Annotated in this window: 18 protein-coding genes and 1 pseudogene; 16 read left to right on the top strand and 3 right to left on the bottom strand. The window is 68.3% G+C overall.

The window, feature by feature from the left end; translation table 11 throughout:
- The first annotated feature begins 299 nt into the window (after window positions 1-299).
- On the top strand, window positions 300-4,142 hold the full coding sequence (locus tag OOT46_RS05590) for an FAD/FMN-binding oxidoreductase (protein ID WP_265402766.1): 3,843 nt from the start codon (window positions 300-302) through the stop codon (window positions 4,140-4,142).
- A 36-nt stretch (window positions 4,143-4,178) separates the two neighbouring features.
- Here OOT46_RS05590 and OOT46_RS05585 read toward each other — a convergent pair whose 3' ends face one another.
- From OOT46_RS05585 to OOT46_RS05575, 3 genes are all read right to left on the bottom strand, one after another.
- Window positions 4,179-4,583 carry a PIN domain-containing protein gene (locus OOT46_RS05585; RefSeq protein ID WP_265402606.1) on the bottom strand — a complete coding sequence of 135 codons (405 nt, stop codon included), beginning with the start codon at window positions 4,581-4,583 and terminating at the stop codon, window positions 4,179-4,181.
- Window positions 4,583-4,804 (bottom strand): AbrB/MazE/SpoVT family DNA-binding domain-containing protein, encoded by a 222-nt coding sequence (locus OOT46_RS05580; RefSeq protein WP_265402605.1) that lies wholly within the window; start codon window positions 4,802-4,804, stop codon window positions 4,583-4,585. Before OOT46_RS05580 ends, OOT46_RS05585 begins: the two co-directional genes overlap by 1 nt.
- Window positions 4,805-4,867: 63 nt before the next feature.
- Window positions 4,868-6,553, bottom strand: coding sequence for a hypothetical protein (locus OOT46_RS05575; protein ID WP_265402604.1), 1,686 nt, complete (start codon window positions 6,551-6,553; stop codon window positions 4,868-4,870).
- A 114-nt stretch (window positions 6,554-6,667) separates the two neighbouring features.
- Between OOT46_RS05575 and OOT46_RS05570 the strand changes: the two genes are divergently transcribed.
- The 15 genes and pseudogenes from OOT46_RS05570 (at window position 6,668) to OOT46_RS05500 (ending at window position 24,638) form a co-directional block, all read left to right on the top strand.
- Window positions 6,668-7,153, top strand: coding sequence for an HIT family protein (locus OOT46_RS05570; protein WP_265402603.1), 486 nt, complete (start codon window positions 6,668-6,670; stop codon window positions 7,151-7,153).
- A gap of 208 nt (window positions 7,154-7,361) precedes the next feature.
- Window positions 7,362-8,207, top strand: a pseudogene (locus OOT46_RS30915) (filamentous hemagglutinin N-terminal domain-containing protein); the annotation flags it as partial.
- Between the two features lie 2,887 nt (window positions 8,208-11,094).
- Window positions 11,095-12,459, top strand: a complete 1,365-nt coding sequence (locus OOT46_RS05560) for a FecR family protein (protein ID WP_265402601.1) — start codon at window positions 11,095-11,097, stop codon at window positions 12,457-12,459.
- 29 nt (window positions 12,460-12,488) lie between these two features.
- On the top strand, window positions 12,489-14,144 hold the full coding sequence (locus OOT46_RS05555) for a ShlB/FhaC/HecB family hemolysin secretion/activation protein (RefSeq protein WP_265402600.1): 1,656 nt from the start codon (window positions 12,489-12,491) through the stop codon (window positions 14,142-14,144).
- A gap of 31 nt (window positions 14,145-14,175) precedes the next feature.
- Entirely contained in the window at window positions 14,176-14,598 is a 423-nt protein-coding gene (locus OOT46_RS05550) for a DUF971 domain-containing protein (RefSeq protein WP_265402765.1), read from the top strand.
- A gap of 132 nt (window positions 14,599-14,730) precedes the next feature.
- Complete coding sequence (gene ubiE / locus OOT46_RS05545; protein WP_265402599.1) at window positions 14,731-15,462, top strand: bifunctional demethylmenaquinone methyltransferase/2-methoxy-6-polyprenyl-1,4-benzoquinol methylase UbiE; 732 nt, start codon at window positions 14,731-14,733, stop codon at window positions 15,460-15,462.
- A gap of 52 nt (window positions 15,463-15,514) precedes the next feature.
- On the top strand, window positions 15,515-16,477 hold the full coding sequence (locus tag OOT46_RS05540) for a Tim44 domain-containing protein (protein WP_265402598.1): 963 nt from the start codon (window positions 15,515-15,517) through the stop codon (window positions 16,475-16,477).
- Between the two features lie 300 nt (window positions 16,478-16,777).
- On the top strand, window positions 16,778-17,758 hold the full coding sequence (locus OOT46_RS05535; protein ID WP_265402597.1) for an EpsD family peptidyl-prolyl cis-trans isomerase: 981 nt from the start codon (window positions 16,778-16,780) through the stop codon (window positions 17,756-17,758).
- Window positions 17,758-18,570 carry a polysaccharide export protein EpsE gene (epsE, locus tag OOT46_RS05530; RefSeq protein ID WP_265402596.1) on the top strand — a complete coding sequence of 271 codons (813 nt, stop codon included), beginning with the start codon at window positions 17,758-17,760 and terminating at the stop codon, window positions 18,568-18,570. The genes OOT46_RS05535 and epsE overlap by 1 nt, the downstream gene beginning before the upstream one ends.
- Window positions 18,571-18,582: 12 nt before the next feature.
- On the top strand, window positions 18,583-20,007 hold the full coding sequence (gene epsF / locus OOT46_RS05525; protein WP_265402595.1) for a chain length determinant protein EpsF: 1,425 nt from the start codon (window positions 18,583-18,585) through the stop codon (window positions 20,005-20,007).
- Between the two features lies 1 nt (window position 20,008).
- Window positions 20,009-20,926 carry a polysaccharide biosynthesis tyrosine autokinase gene (locus tag OOT46_RS05520; protein WP_265402594.1) on the top strand — a complete coding sequence of 306 codons (918 nt, stop codon included), beginning with the start codon at window positions 20,009-20,011 and terminating at the stop codon, window positions 20,924-20,926.
- Window positions 20,927-20,943: 17 nt separating this feature from the next.
- Window positions 20,944-21,807, top strand: a complete 864-nt coding sequence (xrtB, locus tag OOT46_RS05515; RefSeq protein ID WP_265402593.1) for an exosortase B — start codon at window positions 20,944-20,946, stop codon at window positions 21,805-21,807.
- The gene (gene epsI / locus OOT46_RS05510) at window positions 21,804-22,487 is read left to right on the top strand and encodes an exosortase-associated protein EpsI, B-type (protein WP_265402592.1); all 684 of its coding nucleotides are present in this window, start codon (window positions 21,804-21,806) and stop codon (window positions 22,485-22,487) included. The genes xrtB and epsI overlap by 4 nt, the downstream gene beginning before the upstream one ends.
- Before the next feature lie 44 nt (window positions 22,488-22,531).
- The gene (gene gmd / locus OOT46_RS05505) at window positions 22,532-23,653 is read left to right on the top strand and encodes a GDP-mannose 4,6-dehydratase (RefSeq protein ID WP_265402591.1); all 1,122 of its coding nucleotides are present in this window, start codon (window positions 22,532-22,534) and stop codon (window positions 23,651-23,653) included.
- A gap of 10 nt (window positions 23,654-23,663) precedes the next feature.
- Window positions 23,664-24,638, top strand: coding sequence for a GDP-L-fucose synthase family protein (locus OOT46_RS05500; RefSeq protein WP_265402590.1), 975 nt, complete (start codon window positions 23,664-23,666; stop codon window positions 24,636-24,638).
- Window positions 24,639-24,646 lie beyond the last annotated feature (8 nt).

The following is a 24,646-nucleotide window of genomic DNA, read 5'->3' as shown; positions in this document are numbered from 1 at the left end:
AGGAGAACTACAGGACTTATTCAGGTTTTCCATTAAAAAAATCACGGTGTTACCTCTGTATTTGCTGTAGTGACAGCCAAAAAATGTAGTGCAACTACGAATCTCTCGGCGGGTGGGGTGTTGAAATGTTCCTGAAGCTTTGTGTGCGCTTGTCGACGCAGCGAAGGCCGCGCCGGGGCGGCGGAATGCGGCACTGCGGTACGATTGCCGTTTAAGCGCCGTTACAAACCCCACGCCAAGCGCCCGGAGCCCTCTTGAACGCACCGCTCCCCCTGAAGGACATCGCCGTCGACCTCGACATGGCGCACGCAGCCCCCCGGCTGCGCGAGATCCCCTACAACTACACCTCGTTCTCCGACCGCGAGATCGTCATCCGCATCCTCGGGCCGCGCGCCTGGGAACTGCTGAGCCGTCTGCGCGAGGAGCGCCAGACCGGGCGATCCGCCCGCATGCTGTACGAAGTGCTGGGCGACATGTGGGTGGTACAGCGCAACCCCTACCTGCAGGACGACCTGCTCGACAATCCCAAGCGCCGCAGGCTGCTGATCGACGCACTGCACCACCGCCTGCGTGAAGTGCAGCGGCGCCGCACGCCGGGCGCTGATGCCGGGCGCGATGCACTGGTCGGCGAGCTGCTGCTGGTGGCGGGCCAGGCGGTGGAAAGCTTCGCCGAGCAGTTCGAGGCGGTGGCCCAGCTGCGCCGGCGCGCCGTCAAGGTGCTGGGCCGGCACACGGCGCGCGACAACATCAAGTTCGACGGCCTGAGCCGGGTCTCGCACGTCACCGATGCGACCGACTGGCGTGTCGAGTACCCCTTCGTCGTGCTGACGCCCGACACCGAGGCCGAGATGGCCGCGCTGGTCAAGGGCTGCATCGAGCTGGGCCTGACCATCATCCCGCGCGGCGGCGGCACCGGCTACACCGGGGGCGCGGTGCCGCTGACCTGGCAGTCGGCGGTCATCAACACCGAAAAGCTGGAGGCCATGACCGAGGTCGAGCTGGTCGGCCTGCCCGGCCTGAGCCAGCCGGTCGCCACCATCTGGACCGAGGCCGGCGTCGTGACCCAGCGCGTGGCCGACGCCGCCGAGCGCGGGGGGTTCGTCTTTGCGGTGGACCCGACCTCGGCGGAGGCGTCCTGCATCGGTGGCAACATCGCGATGAACGCCGGCGGCAAGAAGGCCGTGCTGTGGGGCACCGCGCTCGACAACCTGGCCTCCTGGCGCATGGTGACGCCGGATGCCCAATGGCTGGAGGTGGTGCGCCTGAACCACAACCTCGGCAAGATCCACGACGTCGAGGTGGCGAGCTTCGAGCTGCGCTACTTCGAGGCCGACGGCAAGACACCGATCCGCACCGAGCGGCTCGACATCCCGGGCCGTACCTTCCGCAAGGAGGGCCTCGGCAAGGACGTGACCGACAAGTTCCTGGCCGGTCTGCCGGGCATCCAGAAGGAAGGCTGTGACGGCCTGATCACCTCGGCGCGCTGGGTGGTGCACCGCATGCCTTCGCACACCCGCACGGTATGCCTGGAGTTTTTCGGCAATGCCAAGGACGCGGTGCCCAGCATCGTCGAGATCAAGGACTACATGTTCGCCGAGCAGAAGCGCGGCGGCGCCATCCTGGCCGGCCTGGAGCACCTGGACGACCGCTACCTCAAGGCGGTCGGCTACGCCACCAAGTCCAAGCGCGGCACGCTGCCCAAGATGGTGCTGATCGGCGACATCGTCGGCGACGACCCCGACGCGGTGGCGCGCGCCGCCTCCGAGGTGGTGCGGCTGGCCAATGGCCGCTCGGGCGAGGGCTTCACGGCGGTTTCGCCCGATGCGCGCAAGAAGTTCTGGCTCGACCGCAAGCGCACCGCGGCGATCTCCAAGCACACCAACGCCTTCAAGATCAACGAAGACGTGGTGATCCCGCTGCCCCGCATGGGCGAGTACACCGAGGGCATCGAGCGCATCAACATCGAGCTGTCGCTGCGCAACAAGCTGGCCCTCATCGAGCGCCTGGACGCCTTCTTCAGCGGCGGCAGCCTGCCGCTGGGCAAGAGCGACGACGCGAGCGAAATCCCCAGCGCCGAGCTGCTGGAGGATCGGGTGCAGCAAGCGCTCAGCGTGGTCCGCGAGACGGGCGCCCTGTGGCAACGCTGGCTGATGCAGCTGGACCTGGTGCAGGCCGACAGCGGCCGCAGTTATTTCGCGCAGCTGCAGGACCACAGCCTGCGCGCTTCGTGGAAGACGCAGGTGCTCAAGCCGCTGCAAGGCATCTTCGCGGGCGCGGCCTTCGCGCCCATCGTCGAGGAGTGCCGGCGCATCCACAAGGAAGTGCTCAAGGGCCGCGTCTGGGTCGCGCTGCACATGCATGCCGGCGACGGCAACGTGCACACCAACATCCCGGTCAACAGCGACAACTACGAGATGCTGCAGACCGCGCACGAGGCGGTCGGGCGCATCATGAAGCTGGCGCGCAGCCTGGACGGCGTGATCTCCGGCGAGCACGGCATCGGCATCACCAAGCTCGAGTTCCTGACCGACGACGAGATCCGCGACTTCACCACCTACAAGCGCAAGGTCGATCCCGAGGGCCGCTTCAACAAGGGCAAGCTGATGCGCGAGCCCGGGCTGTTCGCCGACCTGACCAATGCCTACACGCCCAGCTTCGGGCTGATGGGGCACGAGTCGCTGATCATGCAGCAGTCCGACATCGGCGCGATCTCGCACTCGATCAAGGACTGCCTGCGCTGCGGCAAGTGCAAGCCGGTCTGCGCCACCCACGTGCCACGTGCCAACCTGCTCTACAGCCCGCGCAACAAGATCCTGGCTACTTCATTGCTGGTCGAGGCCTTCCTCTACGAAGAGCAGACGCGCCGCGGCGTGTCGATCAAGCACTGGGAGGAGTTCGAGGACGTCGGTGACCACTGCACGGTCTGCCACAAGTGCGCGACGCCCTGCCCGGTGAAGATCGACTTCGGCGACGTCTCGATGAACATGCGCAACCTGCTGCGCAAGATGGGCAAGAAGAGCTTCCGGCCGGGCAACAAGATGGCGATGATGATGCTCAACGCCACCAACCCCGAGACCATCAAGCTGATGCGCGGCGCCATGGTGGACGTCGGCTTCAAGGCTCAGCGTGTCGCCAACAAGGTGCTGGGCGGCGTGGCACGGCGCCAGACGGCGCGGCCGCCGGCCACCGTGGGCACGGCTCCGATCAAGGAGCAGGTGATCCACTTCATCAACAAGAAGATGCCGGGTGGCCTGCCGAAGAAGACCGCCCGCGCCCTGCTGGACATCGAGGACAAGGACTACGTCCCCATCATCCGCAACCCGCAGTCGACCACGGCCGACAGCGAGGCGGTGTTTTATTTCCCCGGCTGCGGTTCCGAGCGCCTGTTCTCGCAAGTCGGCCTGGCGACCCAGGCGATGCTCTGGCATGCGGGAGTGCAGACCGTGCTGCCGCCGGGTTATCTGTGCTGCGGCTATCCGCAACGCGGGTCGGGCCAGTTCGACAAGGCCGAGAAGATCATCACCGACAACCGGGTGCTGTTCCACCGCGTCGCCAACACGCTGAACTACCTCGACATCAAGACCGTGGTGGTCAGCTGCGGCACCTGCTACGACCAGCTGCAGGGCTACGAGTTCGACAAGATCTTCCCCGGCTGCCGCATCATCGATATCCACGAGTTCCTGCTCGAGAAGGGCGTCAAGCTCGAGTCCAAGGGCGCCTATCTCTACCATGATCCTTGCCACAGCCCGATGAAGCTGCAGGATCCGATGAAGACGGTCAAGGCGCTGGTGGGCGAGCAGGTGCTGAAAAACGAGCGCTGCTGTGGCGAGTCGGGCACCCTGGGCGTGACCCGGCCGGACATCTCGACCCAGATCCGCTTCCGCAAGGAAGAGGAACTGCGCAAGGGCGAGGCCGCGCTGCGCGCGAGCGGCGCCGTGCCCGAGCAGGGCGACGTGAAGATCCTGACGTCCTGCCCCAGCTGTCTGCAGGGCCTGAGCCGCTACGGCAACGACCTCAACAACGGGCTGCTGGAGGCCGACTACATCGTCGTCGAGATGGCCCGCCAGATCCTCGGCGAGGACTGGATGCCGCAGTACGTCGCGAAGGCGAACAACGGCGGGATCGAGCGGGTGCTGGTCTGAGCCGGCACGGGACCGCCGCTGGGCGGTCCCCGATCGTCATGCCCGCGCCAGCAGCCGGGCGCCGTTCAACTTCGATGCTTTCTTGTCGAAGGTCCACAAAGGCTGCTCGCCGGCGCTCAGGGCCAGTGCCACGTGGACACAATCGGCGTAGTCGGCAGCACTTTCTCTGTAGCGTGACAGCGCGAGCTCCAGCGCACTCTCGGACTCGAACGACAGTTCGGCGGCCGACAGGAGCTGCGACAGTGTTTGCACGACCTCGGCCTTGCTGACACCGAAATTCGAGCGCAGCACCCATTCGAGCTCCAAGGAGACCGAGACCGGGATGTAGAGCGTCTGCCCCTGGTTGACGCAGCTTCCGATCAACTGGCGGGCATCGGCCAGCTGTGCCGCGTCATCCTGGACCAGGTAGCGAACCAGGACGTTGGTGTCGAGCGCCGCCATCAGCGCCAGGCGTTCATTTCTTCAACCGTGACGTGCTTGCCTTCGGGAGCCTTCAAGGTTCCGGCCAAGTCGAGGATGGACTTCGTCTTGGCCCGGACGATGATGCTGCCGTCCGGCATCACGTGCCAAACCAGTCGAGTGCCAGGTGTCGCGCCGACTTGCTCGCGGATCTGGGCCGGCACCGTCGTTTGCCCCTTCGCCGTGATCGTGGATTCGGCCATCTATCGGCTCCTTACGTTTCGTGGAAGTGTAATGAGGCGCCGGGCGCCGGGCAAACCAAGGCCTCACTGCTCGATCCGGAAAGATGTCGGCGGCAATCCCCGGCAGTGGATCTCCCACATGCGCCTGAACACTTCCTCCCACCAGCGCGCCTGACGCGCCGCGTCGCGGGCCGGGCTGTGGCGGGGGCCGCCCGGCTGGTGGTCGGCGACGGTTTGCCGCCAGCGGGCGCGCAGCGCGGGGTCGGCGGCCCAGCGGGCTACCTGCTCGACATACTGCCGCGGCGTCTCCACGCAGGCCTCGGCCAGCCCCATCGCGTCGAGGATGGCGTGCCCGATGCGGCCGGCCGGCCCGGGCCCGCGCAGCGAGACGGCGGGCAGGCCCTGGGCCAGGGCTTCCAGCAGCGTGGTGTGGCCGCCCATCGGGGTGGCGTCGAGGAAGAGGTCGGCCACGCCCAGCCGGGCCATGTGCTGGGGCCAGTCCACCGTGAGGCAGACACGTTGCCGCTCGGGACCGATGCCGCGCTCGGCCATGGCGCGCTGCCAGGCTGCCTCCGGATGCGGGCGGGCCTGCACCCGCCACAGCACCGCATTCGGGCAGCGGTGCAGCACGGCGGCCCAGAGGTCGGCGCACTCGGGCGACCACTTGTAGCTCTGGTGGGTGGCGGCCAGCACCAGCGCGTCCTCCGGCAGACCCAGCTCGGCGCGCCCGGGGCGCGGCGGGTGCCGCTCCACCAGCGGGCCGAGCACGAAGGTGGTGGCCGGCAGTTCGGCCAGCGCCTCGCCCCAATGCGGCCGGGCGGCCGGCGGCACGGTCAGCGGGTCGACCGCCGCGTAGTCCACCAGGCCGCGGCCGTGCGGGTAGTAGGAGGCCAGCCCGTTGATCGCCAGCGGCACGGGCCGCAGCGGCAGCAGCTCGGCGATCGGCGTCTCCTGGAAGCTGCCCAGCACCCACAGGATGTCATGTCCGCCGGCACGCAGGCGTTCGGCGATCTCCCCCACACCCAGGCCGGGCCAGTGCTGCCAGTCGTCGCAGAGGCCCCGCATGTCCTCGGTGTAGGCGTCGACCCGGGCATCGAGGTGGATGCCGGTCAGGTGCAGCTCGCGGTGGTCGAGCGCGGCGACCAGGTCCCGGTGCAGGTAGCAGGTGGGGTGTCGGCGCCATTCGCCTGACAGCAGCGCGACGCGCAGCGGCCGGCGTCGGGCCTCGGCCGGCGCCACCGGCCGCGGTGCAGCCGATGATGTCCCGCCCGCGTAGTCGTCGGCGAAACGCTGCGACAGCGCGGCGATCAGGGCGTCGTCGCGGCCGAAGGAAAAGGCGTCGAACACCAGCGAGCGGTGCAGCGGCACGCCGGCGCGCTGCCCGGCGATGGTCTGCAGCGCCGCCGTGAAGGGCTGGCGGTACTCCCAACGTCCCTGGCGCATCGCGAAGGCGCACAGCAGGGCCTGGACCTGGTGGGCATCCCAGCCGATGCGCAGCACCTCGGACAGGGCGCGGTCGAGCTGCGGGTGGAGCAGCAAGGCGCGCCGTTCGCCGGCAGCGATGCTGCGCACCGCATTGGTCGAGCTGCGCAGCTCGCCGATGGCGGCCAGCGCGCAGCCGTAGCCGAACCAGATCGAGGCTGTCACGCGGCCCGCGGGCACGTGGTCGAGCACGCGCTCGAACTGCTCGCAGGCGCCGAGGAAGTCGGCCCCGGCGAGGGCCCGGCGAGCGCGTGAAAGCGCCTCGGCGGCGGCGTCCGGCCGGCTCACCGGATCGCCGGGCGGGCACCCGGATAATGCAAGGCGCCGGTGCCCGGGAGGCGGCCGGCCAGGCCGGGCCCTCGAACCGGGCCCGTCGCGGTTCTGTGCTGGACGGGGATCACGATGACAAGCGACAAGCAGGAAAAGGAAAACGGGCTCCCGGCGGGCACGCCGTCGAGCGGCGATTGTGAACTGTGTCGGGCCCCCGGTGGGCGGCTGGTGCTGCAGGGGCCGCGCTGGCGTGTCGTGCGGGTCGAGGACCGCGACTTTCCCGGCTTCTGGCGGGTGATCTGGAACGCCCACTGCGCCGAACTGACCGACCTCGACGCCGCCGAGCGGCACGAATGCATCGAAGTGGTCGCGGCGGTCGAGGCGGTGGTGCGCCGCCGGCTGGCGCCAACCAAGATCAACCTCGCCGCCCTGGGTAACATGGTGCCCCACCTGCACTGGCACCTGATCGCGCGCTACGACTGGGACAGCCACTTCCCGCAGCCCATCTGGGGCGCGCGCCAGCGCGAGATCGCCGGCGGGGCGCTGCAGCGCCTGGGCATCGAGCTCGAGCGTGTGGACGAGGAGCTGCGGCAGTCCCTGGCTCCCCGATCCAAATAGCGGCGTCCCCCATTGAGGGGATGTCTGCGGGATTTCCCGGGCTGCAGGGTTGGAGTTCCCGTGCTTCGGTGATGTAATCCTGCAGCTTTGCGGCCGAGCTCTCCCGGGGTAGGGGCAGCCTTCGCCGCATGCTGTCGTCCGAGGGGCGGCAGCGTCGAGACAAGCGCCGCTGGTTCCCGCCTTCGCCGGGACGCGGAGGGAGAGTCACATGACCGCACGTATGTCGTTCACCAAGGTGCCGCGCCTGTCAGCGTCGGCGGCCGGCGTTGTGCCGGGGCCGATCGCTGCGCGCGCTGCGCGGCGCTTTCCGATTCAGCCGCTGGCGGCGGCGCTCGCGCTCGGTTTCGCCTCCGGCAGCCTGCAGGCGCTGCCCCAGGGCGCCCAGGTGGTGCACGGGCAGGCGCAAATGAACCAGCAGGGCAAGCACCTGCAGATCAACAACACGCCCGGCGCCATCATCCACTGGCAGAGTTTCGGCATCGACCGCGGCCAGAGCGTCTACTTTCAGCAGCAGGGTGCGAGCAGCAGCGTGCTCAACCGCGTCACCGGCGGCAAGGCCAGCGAGATCCTCGGCCACCTGGGCTCGAACGGCAAGGTGTTCCTGGTCAACAGCGCCGGCATTGTCTTCGGCCGCGGCGCGGTCATCGACACGGCGGGTTTCACCGCCTCGACGCTCAACATCAGCGACGCCGACTGGAAGGCCGGCAAGGTCAGGCTGCAGGCCGAGGGCGTGCCCGGCGGCATCGCGATCACCGGCGTGGTGCAGGCCCACGGCGACGTCTACCTGATCGCGCCGCAGATCAGCAACGAAGGGGCGCTGAAGGTCGAGAACGGCCAGGCCATCCTGGCCGCCGGGCAGTCGGTGAGCATCACCGGCCGCGGCCTGGAAGGTGTGCAGCTGGAAGTCGCCAACGCCGGCGACACGGTGCTCAACCTCGGCTCGGTGGAGGCTGGCGCGGTCGGCCTCTTCGCCGGCACCTTGAAGCACCGCGGCAGCGCGCAGGCCAATGCGCTCGAGGTCGTCGACGGCAAGGTCTGGCTCAAGGCCCGCCACAGCGCCGAAGTGTCGGGCAGCGCCAGCGCCCGCCGCGGCGAGCAGGGCGGGCAGATCATCGTGACCGGGGCGCGCACCGAGGTGCAGGACGGCGCCGTGCTCGACGCCTCCGGCGCGCGCGGCGGCGGCGAAGTGCTGGTCGGCGGCGGCTGGCAGGGCCGCGACGCCCGGGTCGAGAACGCCCAGGCCACCCGCTTCAGGCGCGGTGCGACGATCAAGGCCGACGCCACCGAGGTGGGCGACGGCGGCACCGTGGTGGTGTGGTCCGACGGGCACACCGTCTCGCGCGGCGCCATCAGCGCGCGCGGCGGCGCCGGCGGCGGGCAGGGTGGCCGGGTCGAGACCTCGGGCAAGACGCTGACGCGCAGCGGCGTGCCGGATGTGTCGGCGCCCCGGGGCCCCGGCGGCACCTGGCTGCTCGATCCCGAGGCGGTGGTGATCCACGCCGGACCGCTGCCCTCGTCGACCTCGACCTCCGTGGGCGGCGACGGCGAGCTGCTGGCCGACGAGGCGCCGGGCCAGACGACGGCGGTCTACGAAAGCGAGATCGAGAGTTTCGGCCAGCTGGGCGGCACGGTGCGCATCGAAGCGACCCGTGCCATCACCGGCGAAGGCTGGGCCGCCGGGGACACGCTGCAACTGCTGCAGGGCGTTTCGCTGCACCTGGAAACCAAGGACGCCACCTGCGCCGGCGGCCTCGCCTGCGGCATCGACCTGCTCAGCAACGGACCGTCGACCATCCATACCGAAACCTATGTCTCGGGCAGCCAGTTCGTGCTCGGCGGCCTGAGCTTCGTGGCGGGCAGCGACAAGAGCGTGAGCTCCGGTGCTCAGGCCAGCACCCTCCGGCTCGGCAACCTCGACTCCGCCGGCGGCACGGTGCGCCTGCAGGCGCACGGCAGCATCCAGGCGGGCAACGTCTCGGCCGGCGAGTTCATTCCGCAGCTGGGTCGCGAGTTGCCCGGGCAGGTCCAGGTCAGCACCTCGACGGCCGACGGACACGTGAACCTGGGCCAGGTCGAAGGCAACGTCTCGGGCACGGTCGGGGGTGACCTCCGCTTCAGCGTCTCCAGCGAAGTGGAGTCGGGCTTGGGGGCGATCGAGCCGCCGAGCGGCAGCGGCAGCACGGTAGTGCGCGGGCTGGAGGTCGGCGGCACGCTGGCGGTCACTGGTGACTTCGGCAGCGCGCTGGCGCTGCGCGGCGCCGTGCGCAGCAAGGAGGCCGTCCTGACCGGGCTGGGCGGGTTCCGCCTGGATCCCGCCGGCCAGGGGGCGCTGACGGCCGACAAGGTCAGCTTTGTCGGCAATGGCGTCGACAGCATCGTGCTGCACGGCGCCGCGCATGCCGGGGTGCCGGATGGCGGCGAGTTCAGCCCCTCCGGGCTGATCCTCAACAGCGACGAACTGGCCGTGATCACGGCCGGCACGCTGCGCATCGACACGCGCGGCGCAGGCGGCGAGGGCGGGCCGGCGAGCATCACCATCGAGGGCAGCTCCACCAGCTCGGTGGTGGACCTCGCCGGCGAGGGACGCATCGGGCGGGTGGAGTTGCTGAGCTCCGGGGACATCCGCACTGTCCAGAGCTCCGACGGCGAGGGAGCCCTGGTGGCCGACGAGCTTCACATGGAAGCGGCCAAGATCGAGCTCTTCAATGGGCAGAACCGGCTCGGCCGCGTGTCTTTCGCCACCGAGTCGCTCGGCAGCACCAGCTCGCTCGACGGCTCGGTCAGCATCGCCAGTGCCACGGGGGTGCACATCAAGGGCGGAGCGGCCATCGCGCCCGTCGAGGGCGACTCGGGAGGCGGCTGGATCAACGTGGATGGCGGGGGCGGCGACGTGATCGTCGACGGCGTGCTGACCGGCTCCACCGTGAACCTGACCGGGCGCAACATCGTCAACGGCAGCTCGGGCACCGGGCGCATCGTAGCGCGGCGCGCCGACGTCAACGGCCCGAACGTGCGCCTGCAGGCCCAGGCCAACGTCGGCGCAACGGCTGCGGGCCAGCTGCTGACGGTGCAGCTCGCGAGCGATGCCGACGGGCAGGTCCAGCTCACCACCATCGGCGGCGGGGAGTTCGGCATCCGCATCGACGGCGACGCCCGCACCGGCCATTTCAGCTTCACGCCGGAGGGCTCCGCCAGCACCTTCTCGCGCGGCGTCATCGTCGCCAGCGGCGAGCTCAGCGCCGACGCCTGGATGACGGGCTACGAGTCGCTTCGATTGCAGTCGGAGGGCGGCAGCCTGCGCGTTGCTTCGGGCACCCAGCTGCAGGCCGGTGACCTGGCGCTGCAGGCCGGCGAGGACCTGCTGATCGGCAGCCCCGCGCCCACCGAGCAGCCCGCCCGGGAGAGCGCCGCCGCGGTGCCGACGAGCGCGACCGGGGTGACGGGGGACAACAGCCTCAGCCTGGTCGCCGGCGACGAGTTGCGCATCGAGGGCGGTGAGGTGGCCACCCATGTCGAGGGCGGCGACATCACGATCAACGCAGCGTCGATGACGCTGCGCGGCGGCGCCGGCCCCGGCGCGTATGCGGCGATCCGCTATGGCAATGCGCTCACCGTCAACATGCCCGCGGGCGGCGGGGCGGTGCGTTTCGAGCGCGGCAGCGGCAGCGACGCCGATGCGGTGGTCTATCCCTTTGCGAGCCAGAACGCGCCGGTGCTCAACAACGTCGACTGCGACGCCAGCTGCGACCGCGACTTCGGCGACGCTGACCCGCTGAACAACGGCACGATCAACATCGGTTTCGGGGCCGTGCCGCTGGCACCGCCGCCACCGCCGCCATCCGGCGCGGTCGAGCCCGACATCCCGGTGCTGCAGGTGCTGGTGCAGCTGCAGCGGGTGCTGGAGACCGAACGTTTCGGCAAGGTCGCCGTGGAGGCTGAAAATGTCTGTCGTTGACACTGTCGCCCGCGGCCTCGCCGCCGTGCTGCTGACGGCCGCTGCTGCCGGCGCCCTGGCTCAGCAACGCATCGGCGAGGTCGATTTCGCACGCGGCGTGGGCTTCGCGCAGCAGCCTCAGCAGGCGCCGCGCACGCTGGGCAAGGGCCTGCCCCTGAACGAGGGCGACCGCCTCAGCACCGGGGCCAACTCCTTTGCCATCGTGCGGCTGCAGGATGGCACCCGCATGACCCTCAGGCCGCAGTCCGACCTGGTGCTGCGCACCTACCGCTACCGCGATAACGCCAGCGACAACTCGATGGTGACGCAGTTGTTCCGCGGCGGCTTCCGTGCCATCACCGGGCTGATCAACAAAAACGCGCCGGACGCGGCACGGGTGCAGACCGCGACCGCGACCATCGGCATCCGCGGCACCGATTTCGATGCCCGGCTCTGCAGCGGCGACTGCCGCGACGAATCGGCGCGCGTGTCGCAGCCGACCAGACCCAACGCGGTACAGGCCAGCGCCAAGCTCGCGGTCATGAAGGGCGAGGTCTGGGCCGACGACAGCGGCGGCGCACGCCGGCGCCTGGTGCCCGGCGGGGCCGTCTATCCTGGCGAACTGATCGCAACCGGCGCCGGCAGCTTCGCGCTGCTGGCCTTCCGCGACCAGAGCCGGACGGCGCTGGGCTCGAACACGCGGCTGAAGATCGAGGATTTCGTGTTCGACCCGAAAACGCCGTCCGAGGGCTCCTTCCTGGTGCGCCTGGCGCGCGGCTCGATGCGTGCGCTGACCGGCATCATCGGCAAGGCCAACCCCGGCCGCGTCGGCATCGCGACCGCGACGGCGACCATCGGCATCCGCGGCACCGGCTTCGACGCCACCTGCACTGGTGCCTGCGCCGGCGAGCCGGGCGACGCCGACGCAGGCCTCACGCTCTACACCTGGGAGGGCACGGTGGCGGTGCTGCCTGGTGGCGGCGCCGAGGAACTGGTGGCGCAGGGGCAGGGGCTGTTCATCGGGCCGCAGGGCGTGCGCCGCATCGATGCCGGGCCGCAGATCGACGCGCCGCGTCCGGACGAGGTGCAGGTCGATGTCGAGGCCTTGTTCGGCAGCGCCCCGATCGGCAACGACCCCGAAGGCCTGTATGTTTTCGTGCGCGACGGCCATGTCGAGATCCTGACTGCCACCGAGGTGCTGCACCTCGGCCGCGGCGAGGCCGGCTACGCCACGCCGGCCGGCGACACGACGCGACCCAGCGCCCTGCCGCTGTTCATCGAGTTCGACCGCACGCCCATGCCCGACATCGAAAACCCGGCCCTCTACAGCCTGCTGAGCGAGTTGCTGCCGGGCACCGAGGTGTGCCGGTGAGCGCTCCTGCCTTCGAAGGGACCTCATCCATGAAAACCACTTCCCGACGCGCGGCTGCGCCGCGGCCCGCCACGCTGGCCGTCGCGGTGCTGCTCGCCGCCTGCGGCGGCGCGGCGCGCGCGCAGCAGCAGACGCCGGCAGAGATGCCGGCGGCGCCGCCCGAGGCTGTTTTCTCGATCAAGGGTTTTGCGATCAGCGGCGACAACCCGCTGGGCAGCGGCGAGACCAGCGTGGTCCTGGCACCTTTTCTGCGCGCCGACGCCACCCTGGCGGTGCTGCAGGCTGCCACTGCCGCGCTCGAGCGGGCGCTGCACGAACGCGGCTACTCGCTGTACCGCGTGGTGCTGCCGCCCCAGGCGCTGAGCGATACCGTCAGCCTGACGGTGGTGCGCTTCTCGCTGGGCAAGGTGCAGCTCGAGGGCAACGGCCCGCATTTCGACGACAGCAACGTGCGCGCGGCCCTGCCCGAACTGCGCGAAGGCGAGTCGCCCAACCTGCTGAAGCTGGCGCGCGAGACCGCGGTCGCCAATGAAAACCCGTCACGCCAGCTGGTCGTCTCGTTGAAACAGGCGCCCGAGGACGAAAGCATCCAGGCGACCGTGCGCGTCAAGGAGCGTGCGCCCTGGTCGGCCGGCGTGGTGTGGAGCAACTTCGGCACCCCGGAAACCGGCCGCGACCGGCTGTCGGTGGCGGGCAGCTACAACAACCTGTTCAACCGCGACCACGTGCTCGGGATGGCTTACACCACCTCGCTGGACGAACCTTCGCGCGTCAAGCAGGTGGGGCTGACCTATCGCGCGCCGCTGTATGCGGCCGGCGGGGTCTTGTTCGCGAGTTTCACCGACTCCGACGTGGTCGGCACCTTCGGGCTCACCCAGGGCGGTGCCGAATACCAGACCTTCGAGAGCACCGCCGCCGGGCGCACCGCCAAGATCGGCTATTCGCACTACTTCGTGCCCGACGGCGGCTACCGGGCCTATGCCACGCTGGCCTGGGAGGACAAGCTCTACAAGGCCTCGGAAGTCGACGGTGTGGCGCTGCAGCGCGACCGTCGCTCGCGCCCGCTGACCTTGGGCTACGTCGGGGTGCGCGAGGCCGAGCGCCAGCGCCTGGCCTACAACGCCGAGCTCGCGGTCAATGTGGTGACCGCCGGCGGCAACACGCTGTCGGCCTACCGCACCGAAAACGACGAGATCGACACCGCCCGCTGGAAGGCCCTGCGCGGCGGCGCCAGCGTCTTGCGCGAACTGCCCGGAGGCTGGCAGGCCGGCGCCCGGCTGCAGGCCCAGTGGAGCCCGGACCTGCTGATCGCCGGCGAGGCCTTCGGCCTGGGCGGCGTCGGCTCGCTGCGCGGCGTGCCGGATCGGGTCCTCTACGGCGACTCCGGCGTGTCGCTGAGCCTGGAGGCCTACACCCCCCAGTGGCTGCAGGGCCTGCGCGCCTCGGCCTTCGTCGACGCCGGCGCGCTGCGCAGCCACGTCACGGACCGTCCCGAGCGGCGCCGCAAGGACCGGCTCGCCAGCGTGGGGTTGGGGCTGCGTTATGCTCACGCGAGCGGTGCCAGCCTGAACGCGGACTACGGCTACGTCGTGACCGGCAGCCGGGCCGACAGCGCCGAAAACCCGTCGGTGCCCGAGAAGGGCGACGACAAGTTCCACTTCAGCGTTTCCTACGCTTTCTATTGACCGTCTGCCCGCGATGCGGGCAGATTCTCTGATGGCCGGCCTCGATAAAAACTCTCCCTTGCCCACCTCCATCACGGTGCACCAGCAGTCGCGTGTGCTCGAGGTCGGCTTCTCCGACGGCGCGAGCTTTCGCATTCCCTTCGAGCTGATGCGGGTCTGTTCCCCGTCGGCCGAGGTCAAGGGGCACGGCCCGGGGCAGGAGGTGCTGCAGACCGGCAAGCGCGAGGTCGGCATCACCGCGTTGCAGCCGGTGGGCCACTATGCGGTGCAGCCGGTCTTCAGCGACGGCCACGACTCGGGCATCTTTTCCTGGGACTATCTCTACGACCTCGGAGCCCGCCAGGAGCAGCACTGGGCCGACTACCTGGCCCGGCTGGCGGCCGCCGGGCTCGACCGCGATGCGCCGATGCCCCCGAAGGGCGGCGCCGGGTGCGCCTCCGGCCACGGCCACTGATGCCGGCCGGCGGCGTCCGCCTGTCGGTGTCGGTTTTTCCCCTCACTCCGGCACTGGATTGCTCTGCCTTCCCCCATTCGGATGCGGGGTTGTGGCAAAAAGCAGCAATGCCGCCACGTACGATCACTTGATATGAGCAGCACCCATTTTGGTTTCCAGACCGTCGACGAGTCCGAGAAGGCGAGTCGCGTGCGCGGCGTCTTCGACTCGGTGGCGTCGAAATACGACCTCATGAACGACCTCATGTCCATGGGGCTGCATCGGGCCTGGAAGGCCTACACGATCAGCGCCTCCGGCGTGCGCGAAGGCCAGCGTGTGCTGGACATCGCGGGCGGCACCGGCGACCTCGCCGCTGCCTTCGCCAAGCGCGTTGGCACCAGCGGCTGTGTCGTGCACACCGACATCAACGAGGCCATGCTGCGGGTCGGCCGCGACCGCCTGCTCGACAAGGGTATGGCGCTGCCCACGTCGATCTGCGACGCCGAGACCCTGCCTTTCGCGACCAACAGCTTCGACGTCGTCAGCGTGGCGTTCGGCCTGCGCAACATGACGCGCAAGGACCGCGCGCTGGCAGAGATGTGCCGCGTGCTGAAGCCCGGCGGCAAGCTGCTGGTGCTGGAGTTCTCCAAGGTGGCGCAGCCGCTGGAGAAGGCCTACGACTGGTATTCGTTCAACGTCCTGCCCCGGCTCGGCCAGTGGATCGCCGGCGATGCGCAGAGCTATCGCTATCTGGCCGAATCCATCCGCATGCATCCGGGCCAGCAGGAGTTGAAGGCGATGATGAAAACGGCCGGTTTCGGCCACGTCGATGTCCACAACCTGAGCGCCGGAGTGGTCGCTTTGCACGTGGGCATCAAGTGTTGACCCGCTCGATGTCCCCAGCACGCGGCCGGCAGCACCGCAGGAGCCAGGTGCCGTGAACCCTCTGTGCAAGCCCTCGACCCTCCTCCTTGCCGCGGCCCTGGCCGTGGCGGCGGGGCCGGTCCATGCCAAGCGCGTCGAGGAAGGTGGTGAACGGACGGGCCGCAGCGCCGTCACGGCGCCGGGCCCCGAAGCGGGCGGCGTCCAGCGCGCGGGCAGTCAGCGGGTGGCGGCCCCGGTGAGCAGCGTCGCCGCCGAGGTGCCGGTCCAGGCGCTGGACCTGCCACCCCCGCGCGGCGGGCGCGCGGCCTGGTTCGGCAGCCTCGCCAGCGGCTTGGGGGTGGCGGCGCTTCTCAGCGGTCTGGGCCTGGGCCCCCAGGCGGCGGGCTGGGCCACTGGCGTGCTGCTGGTGCTGCTGCTGGGCGCGCTGGTCTTCGCACTGTGGCGCCTGGTGCGACGCTGGCGGCCCGGTGTCGGCGGCCCTCTGGTCTACCAGGGGCCGGGCGGGGGGCGGCCGCGACCGTCGCGCTCCTCTTTCGCGATGAGTCAGTACGAGCCGGCCACCCTGGCTCCGGAAAGCAGCGTGCACTACGGCGACGGCATCGAGGAAGTCGCCTCGCGCACCGGCGAGTTCCGTTGGGGCGTGCCGGCGGGCTTCGATGCCCACGGTTTCCTCGAGGCGGCAAAAAGTAACTTTGTGCTCTTGCAGGAGGCCTGGGACCGGGCTGACCTGTCCGCTCTGCGTGCACTGATGACCGACGACATGCTAGTGCACATCGGGCTGCAACTGCAGGAGCGGGGCGACCAGCCCAACCGCACCGATGTCGTCACCCTGCAGGCCGAGCTGCTCGGGGTCGAAGACGTGGGCGCCACCTTTCTTGCCAGCGTCGAATTTTCGGGGATGATCAGGGAAGAAGTCACATCCGGTGCAGCTCCTTTCCGCGAAGTCTGGAACCTCACCAAGCCCAAGGACGGCTCCTCCGGCTGGCTGTTGGCCGGCGTCCAGGCCCTTCAATAACTCCAAGCGGGCCGCGTTCGCGGCCCCTTCGGGCGGGCACGAATCCGCCTTTTGCGAGTCAATCCTGTGTCATGGCCGCGTCTTATGCTGGTCTGATTCACAATTTTGAGACTTTCTGTTTCGCGGAGGCCCCTTAACCAGGGGTTACCGTGCTGGGAAGAGCCCCCGGTACACTCGGCTTCGCTTTGCGGTCTTGTAACTGGACTGCAGGCTTTGGTCCTCCGCGCAATAGTGGAAATCCCGGTCAAGCGCCGCTTGACAAGCATTCAATGCCCCATGGGGCAGGGAGCAGTTTCGAAGATGAGCACCACGCGTCATCCCGTCGCAGCTACAGCCATGCGCAGCATTGCCGTGGCGTCCGCCGTGATCGTTTCTCTGCTGGTCGTCGGTTGCGGCGAGGATAAAGACAAGCCCGCCAGCCAGGTCGCGGCCAAGGTCAACGAGGCCGAAATCTCGGTGCACCAGATCAACTACATGCTGCAGCGCCAGCCGGGTCTGAAGCCGGAGCATGCCGAAAGCGCCAGCAAGGCCGTTCTCGAGCGCCTGATCGACCAGCAATTGGCGGTCGACAAGGCCGAGGAACTGAAACTCGACCGCGATCCGCGCGTGGTTCAGGCGATGGAAGCGGCACGCCGCGAGATCCTCTCGCGGGTCTATCTCGAGAAAATCGCCGAAGGTGCGAGCAAACCCTCGCCCGAAGAGGTGAAGTCCTATTACGACACCAAGCCGGCCCTGTTCAGCCAGCGGCGCGTGTACAACCTGCAGGAAATCGCGATCCAGGCCGACAAGAGCCAGCTCCCGACCCTGCAGGAGCAGCTCAAGAGCGCCAAGTCCACCGGCGAGTTCCTCGAATACCTGAAGGCGAACAACATCAAGTTCGGCGTCAACCAGGCGGCCCGTGCGGCCGAGCAGCTGCCGCTCAACATGCTCGATGCCTTCCACAAGATGAAAGACGGCCAGGCCATGATGGTGCCGACCGAAGCCGGCATGCAGGCCATCGTGCTGGTGGCTTCGCGCGAGGTGCCGGTCGACGAGGTGAAGGCCCGGCCTGCGATCGAGCAGTTCATCCTGAACGACCGCAAGCGCAAGGTCGTCGAGCAAGAAATCAAGTCCCTGCGCCAGAGTGCCCAGATCCAGTATGTCGGCAAGTTCGCCGAGGGCGCCCCGGCCAAGGGTGATGCTGCGGCGGCGACGGCCGCGGCTTCCGCCCCGGCACCGGCCGGATCCGCTGCGGCCGACAACGACGCCGCGATCAGCAAAGGTTTGTCTGGACTGAAATGATGCTTCTTTCTATTCGTCGATGGTTCGCCGCGCTGTTTCTGGTGACGCTGGCTGCCAGCGGGGCCGCCGCGCAGAATGCCAATACCCGCGAGTACGTGATCGGTGCCGGTGACGTCATCCGCGTCAACGTGTTCCAGAGCCCGGACCTCAGCGTCGAGACCCGGGTGTCGGAATCCGGCAATGTGACTTATCCGCTACTCGGCCAGGTGCAAGTGGGCGGCCTGACGGTGGTCCAGGCCGAGAAGCGCATCGCCGACGGCCTGCGCAGCGGCAACTTCGTCAAGCAGCCGCAGGTGTCCATCCTGCTGGTGCAGGTGCGTGGCAACCAGGCCTCGGTGCTGGGCCAGGTCAACCGGCCGGGGCGCTATCCGCTGGAGATGGCCAACACCAAGCTGAGTGACCTGCTGGCCATGGCCGGCGGCGTGGCCGGCGCCGGCGCCGACACCATCATCGTCAGCGGCATGCGCAACGGCAAGCCCTTCCGCAACGAGATCGACCTGCCCAGCATCTTCGTCTCCGGCAAGAGCGGCGACGACATCGCCATTCAGAATGGCGATGTCGTGTATGTCGATCGCATGCCGACCGTCTATATCTACGGCGAAGTGCAGCGCCCGGGCGCGCTCCGCCTGGAGCGCAACATGTCGGTGATGCAGGCCCTGGCCACCGGCGGCGGCCTGACCCAGCGCGGCACCGAGAAGGGCCTGCGCGTGCACCGCCGCGGTCCCGACGGACGTGTTCAGGTGATCCAGCCCACAATGGAGGACATCTTGCGCGACGGAGACGTCGTCTACGTCCGCGAGAGCCTGTTTTAAGAAGGTGACGTGATGTCTTTGGGTCAGTTCTTCTCCATCCTGTTGGCGCGCTGGAAGGTGGCGCTCGGAGTGTTCGTGTTGATCGTGGGGACGGCGCTCGGGGTCAGTCTGGCCCTGCCCAAGGAGTACGAGGCGACTGCCAGCGTGGTGGTGAACACGGGCTCACCCGACCCGGTGGCCGGGATGGTGCTGCCCGGGTCGCCCAACCTGCTGCTCACCCAACTCGAAATCATCCGCAGCGAACGTGTCGCCCAGCGGGTGGTGCGCAACCTGAAGCTGGCCGAGAACCCGGCAACCCGGGACCAGTGGCGCGAGGCCACCGGCGGCAACGGCTCCATCGAGGGCTGGCTGGCGCAGGCGCTGATCCGCAACCTCAACGCCGAGGCCTCGGGCGGCTCGAACGTGATGACCATCAGCTACGAGTCGGTCGATCCGAAGTTCTCGGCGCTGATGACCAATGCCTTCGTGCAGGCCTATATCGACACCAACCTCGACCTGCGCGTCGAGCCGGCCAAGCAGTACTCGTCCTTCTTCGACGACCGCGCCAAGCAGCTGCGCCAGCAGCTGGAGGCGGCCCAGAGCCGCCTGTCGTCCTACCAGAAGGAGCACGGCCTGGTGGCGACCGACGAGCGCCTGGACATCGAGGCGGCGCGGCTGCAGGAGCTGTCCTCGCAGCTGGTGCAGGTGCAGGCCCTCGCGTCCGATACCAGCAGCCGCGAGGCCCAGGTGGGCGCCGCCAGCGACCGCATGCAGGAAGTGCTGCTGAACCCGCTGATCTCGGGCCTCAAGGCCGACCTCAACCGCCAGGAGGTGCGCCTGCAGGAGCTGAGTGCCCGTTACGGCGCCAGCCACCCGCAGGTGGTCGAGGCGCAGACCAGCATTGCCACGCTGCGCAGTCGCATCGACGCGGAAACGCGTCGCGTCACGAGCGGCGTGTCGGTGAGCAACAACATCAACCGCCAGCGCGAAGCCGAAGTGCGTGCCGCGCTCGACGCCCAGCGCGCCAAGCTGCTGAAGCTGCGCGAGCAGCGCGATGCGGCCTCGGTGCTGGTCAACGACGTCGCCAACGCGCAGCGCGCCTACGACGCGGTGCTGGCCCGCCTCAACCAGACCAGCCTGGAGAGCCACACGACCCAGACCAACGCCTCCGTGCTGAGCCAGGCGGTCGAGCCGACCTCACACAGCTTCCCGCGCATTCCCCTGATCATGGCGCTGGCCATCGGTGTCGCGACGGTGCTCGCGGTGACCGCCGCCTTCGTGCTCGAACTGATCGATCGTCGCATGCGCAGTTTCAACGATGTGGTGCAGCTGCTGGGCCTGCCGGTGCTGGGCGTGATGCCCAAGCCGATGCGCCGCGGCCTGCTGGCCCGTCAGCGTGGCAACACGATGATCCCGGGACGTGTTCTCGGCCAACTGCCTCGCCCGAAGGGGACCTGATATGGCGATCTTCCGTGACGCCAGTGCGGCGCCCCACTTGCACCCGGTTCCCAACTCGGTCGAGGACACCAAGCCCGCGTCCGCGGTGCATGACCGGCCCATCGGGGACATCATCCGCCGCAAGAAGAACCTGTCGCCCGATCAGGTCGACCAGGTGCTGCAGTTCCAGCGCGAGAAGGGGGTCCGTTTCGGCGAGGCCGCGGTCGCGCTGGGCCTGGCAAGCGACGACGATGTCATGTTCGCGCTGTCGCAGCAGTTCCACTACCCCTACGCGCCCGACCAGCGGCGCGAGCTGGGCTCGGAGCTGATCACCGCGACCCAGCCCTTCTCCTACCAAGCCGAAGCCTTCCGCGCCATCCGCAGCCAGCTGATGATGCGGCTCTTCAATGACGAACCGCGCCGGGCGCTGGCGATCGTCAGTCCCGACTCGGGCGATGGCAAGACCTTCTTCGCGGCCAACCTGGCGGTGGTGCTGTCCCAGCTCGGCGGCCGCACCCTGCTGGTGGACGCCGACCTGCGCGGCCCGCGCCAGCACGAGGTGTTCGAGCTCGATACCTCCTCGGGTCTGTCGGGCATCCTGTCGGGTCGTGCCGAGACCAACGTCATCAAGCACGTGCCCAACCTGCCCAGCCTCTTCGTGCTCCCGGTCGGCATCACGCCGCCCAACCCGCTTGAACTGGTGGAGCGGCCGGCCTTCGGCCTGCTCATCCGCGAACTGCTGAACAAGTTCGACCATGTCATCGTCGACACGCCGGCGGCCGTCTTCGGCTCCGACGCGACCGTGATCGCCGCCAAGTGTGGCGCCGCCCTGGTGGTCGCGCGCCAGGGCAAGTCCAAGGTCAACCGCCTGCAGGACCTGGTCGCCACCCTTTCCGGCAGCCCCGCCAAGCTGGCGGGGGTGATCATGAACGAGCACTGAGAAGTATGCACACGACCATGCCTGTTGCTGCCGCGCCCCGGCCGTGGCTCCCGGTGGCGGTCCCGCTGCTGGCGGCGCTGCTGCTGCTGTATGTCCCGACCTTCATCGACCTGTCCAAGACCATCTGGAAAAGCGAGGAGCAGGGGCACGGCCCGCTGATCCTGGCGGTCTCGATCTGGATCTTCTGGCAGAAGCGCGATGAATTCGTCGCGGCCATCCAGGATGGTGTCCGTTCGATGTCGGCCTGGGTGCTGCTGGTCCTCGGGCTGCTGCTCTACGTGCTCGGGCGCTCGCAGCAGATCATCCTCTTCGAGGTGGGTTCGCAGATCCCGCTGCTGGCCGGCGGCGGCGCAATCCTGTTCGGCTGGCGTGCCGTGCGGGTGATGGCCTTCCCGCTGCTGTTCCTGGTGTTCATGGTGCCGCTGCCGGCGGCGGTGATCGATTCGCTCACCGGGCCGCTCAAGCGCACCGTCTCGGTGGTGGCCGAGACCATCCTCTACGAGGTCGGCTACCCGATCGCGCGCAGTGGCGTCGTGCTGACGATTGGCCAGTATCAGCTGCTGGTGGCGGACGCTTGTTCGGGGCTCAACAGCATGTTCAGCCTCTCGGCCCTGGGGCTGCTGTACGTCTATCTGATGAAACACAGCAAGCCCTGGCGCAACGTGGCCATCATCGCCAGTATCCTGCCGATCGCCTTTCTGGCCAACGCGGTGCGGGTGATGATCCTCGTGCTGGTGACCTATCACTTCGGCGACGAGGCGGGACAGGGTTTCGTGCACGGCGCAGCCGGCATGGTGCTGTTCCTGATCGCCCTGGTGCTGCTGTTCAGCTTCGACGGCTTGCTGGGGTTGTTCGACCGCAAACCGAGGAAGTCCGCATGAAATTGCAGGTTCGTGTTTGGTTGGTGGCGGGTCTGATGTTGCTGGCCGCCGCGATGGCGGTCGTTGCACGCCCGTCGATCAAGATGGCCGAGACCGGTCCCAAAGTCGATCTCGAGTCCGTGTTCCCGAAGCAGTTCGGCGACTGGCGCATCGACGACCGCATGCCGGTGATCCTGCCCGCCCCCGACGTGCAGGAGCAGCTCGACAAGATCTACAGCCAGGTGCTCGCTCGCACCTACATCAACGGCCGCGGCGAGCGCATCATGCTGTCGGTCGCCTATGGCGGCGACCAGTCCGACGGCATGCAGGTGCACCGCCCGGAGATCTGTTACCCGGCCCAGGGTTTCCAGGTGCTTTCGCAGCAACCCGACCAACTGCAGCTGGGCTCGCGCATGCTGCCGGTGCAGAAGCTGAACACCCGCCTTGGCAGCCGGCATGAACCGTTGATCTACTGGATCGTCGTCGGCGACCAGATCGTCGCGTCCAATACGCAGCAGAAGCTGGCGCAGTTGGGCTACGGCCTGCGGGGGCGCGTGCCCGACGGCATGCTGGTGCGCGTTTCCAGCATCGACGTCGACTCCCAGAAGGCCTACGCGGCACAGACGGCTTTCCTGCGCGACATCTCGACGTCCATCGCTCCCGAATTTCAATCTCGCGTTTTCGGTGCGGCTCCCCTGTGAGCCGGCACGGCCGAGCTTTTTTACCTCCTTACGACCATAGCAAGATGACTCAAAAGAAAGTTGCCCTCATCACTGGAGTGACCGGCCAGGACGGCGCCTACCTGTCCGAGTTCCTCCTGAAGAAGGGCTACGAAGTGCACGGCATCAAGCGCCGGACGTCCTTGTTCAACACCGATCGCATCGACCATCTGTACCAGGATCCGCACGTCGACAACCGCAACTTCATCCTGCACTACGGGGATCTCACCGACTCCACCAGCCTGCTGCGCATCGTGCAGAAGGTCCAGCCCGACGAGATCTACAACCTGGCGGCACAGAGCCACGTCGCGGTGAGCTTCGAGGAGCCGGAGTACACGGCGAATGCCGACGGCATCGGCGCACTGCGCCTGTTGGAGGCGATCCGCATCCTCGGCCTGGAGAAGAAGACGCGCTTCTACCAGGCCTCCACCTCCGAGCTCTACGGCCTGGTGCAGGAGATTCCGCAGAAGGAAACCACACCTTTCTACCCGCGCAGCCCTTATGCGGTGGCCAAGCTCTACGCCTACTGGATCACGGTGAACTACCGCGAGGCCTACGGCATGTATGCCTGCAACGGCGTGCTCTTCAACCACGAGAGCCCGCTGCGCGGCGAGACCTTCGTGACGCGCAAGATCACCCGCGCCATCGCGCGCGTTGCGCTGGGCCTGCAGGACTGCCTCTACCTCGGCAACATGAGCGCGCTGCGCGACTGGGGCCATGCGCGTGACTACATCGAGATGCAGTGGATGATGCTGCAGCAGGACAAGGCCGAGGACTTCGTCATCGCCACCGGCGTGCAGTACAGCGTGCGCCAGTTCGTCGAACGTTCGGCCAAGGAGCTGGGCATCACGGTGAGCTTCGAAGGTGAAGGCGAGCGTGAGGTCGGCATCGTCACCAAGGTCGAGGGTGACAAGGCGAAGTGCAAGGTCGGCGACGTTATCGTGCGCGTCGACCCGCGCTACTACCGGCCTACCGAGGTCGAGACGCTGCTCGGCGACCCGACCAAGGCCAAGGAGAAGCTGGGCTGGACCCCGACCACCACCTTCGACGAGCTGGTGCGCGAAATGATCGAGGCCGACTACACCGCGGCCCGACGCGACTCGCTTGTCAAGATGGCCGGCTTCCAGGCTTACGACTACCACGAGTGAGGCCGGGCCGATGCAAGCCAACGCAAAGATCTATGTGGCCGGCCACCGCGGGCTGGTGGGCTCGGCCCTGGTGCGCAACCTGCAGGCACGCGGTTACCGCAACCTGCTGCTGCGCACCCATGCCGAGCTCGACCTGACCAACCAGCAGGCCACCGCCGCGTTTTTCGAGAGCGAGCGGCCCGAGTACGTGTTTCTGGCGGCGGCCAAGGTGGGCGGCATCGTCGCCAACGATACCTATCCGGCCGACTTCATCCGCGACAACCTGGCGATCCAGAGCAACGTGATCGAGGCATCACGCCGCAACGGCGTGACGCGGCTGATGTTCCTCGGCTCCAGCTGCATCTATCCCAAGCTGGCGCCGCAGCCGATGCGGGAAGACAGCCTGCTCACCGGGCCACTCGAGCCGACCAATCGCGCCTATGCCCTGGCCAAGATCGCCGGCGTCGAGATGTGCTGGAGCTACAACCGTCAGTACGGCACCAAGTACCTCGCCGTGATGCCGACCAACCTCTATGGCACTGGCGACAACTACGACCTGCACACCAGCCACGTCATCCCGGCGTTGATCCGCAAGTTCCACGAGGCCAAGCTCGCCGGAGCCGGCGAGGTGACGGTGTGGGGCACCGGCACGCCGCGGCGCGAGTTCCTGTTCAGCGACGACATGGCCGACGCCTGCGTGTTCCTGATGAACCTGCCGGCCGAGCGCTACGACGGTCTGCTGGGCAGCGACGAGTCCAAGACCGGCCGCTTCGATCCGCCGCTGGTGAACATCGGCGTCGGCGAGGACGTGACGATCCGCGAGCTCGCGGAAACCGTGCGTGATGTGGTCGGTTTCGACGGCCGCATCGTTTTCGACACCTCCAAGCCCGACGGCACGCCGCGCAAGCTGATGGATGTGTCCCGGCTGCACGCGCTGGGCTGGAGCGCCAAGACCTCGCTGCGCGAGGGCCTGGTCGCTGCCTATCATGCATTCAAGGCGGGTTGAGGGTCGTC

The organism is Aquabacterium sp. A7-Y, assembly GCF_026153205.1.
In the GTDB taxonomy this organism is placed as follows: domain Bacteria; phylum Pseudomonadota; class Gammaproteobacteria; order Burkholderiales; family Burkholderiaceae_C; genus Caldimonas.
The sequence above is the reverse complement of the archived record's forward strand: the minus strand, read 5'-3'. Positions and strand labels throughout refer to the sequence as shown.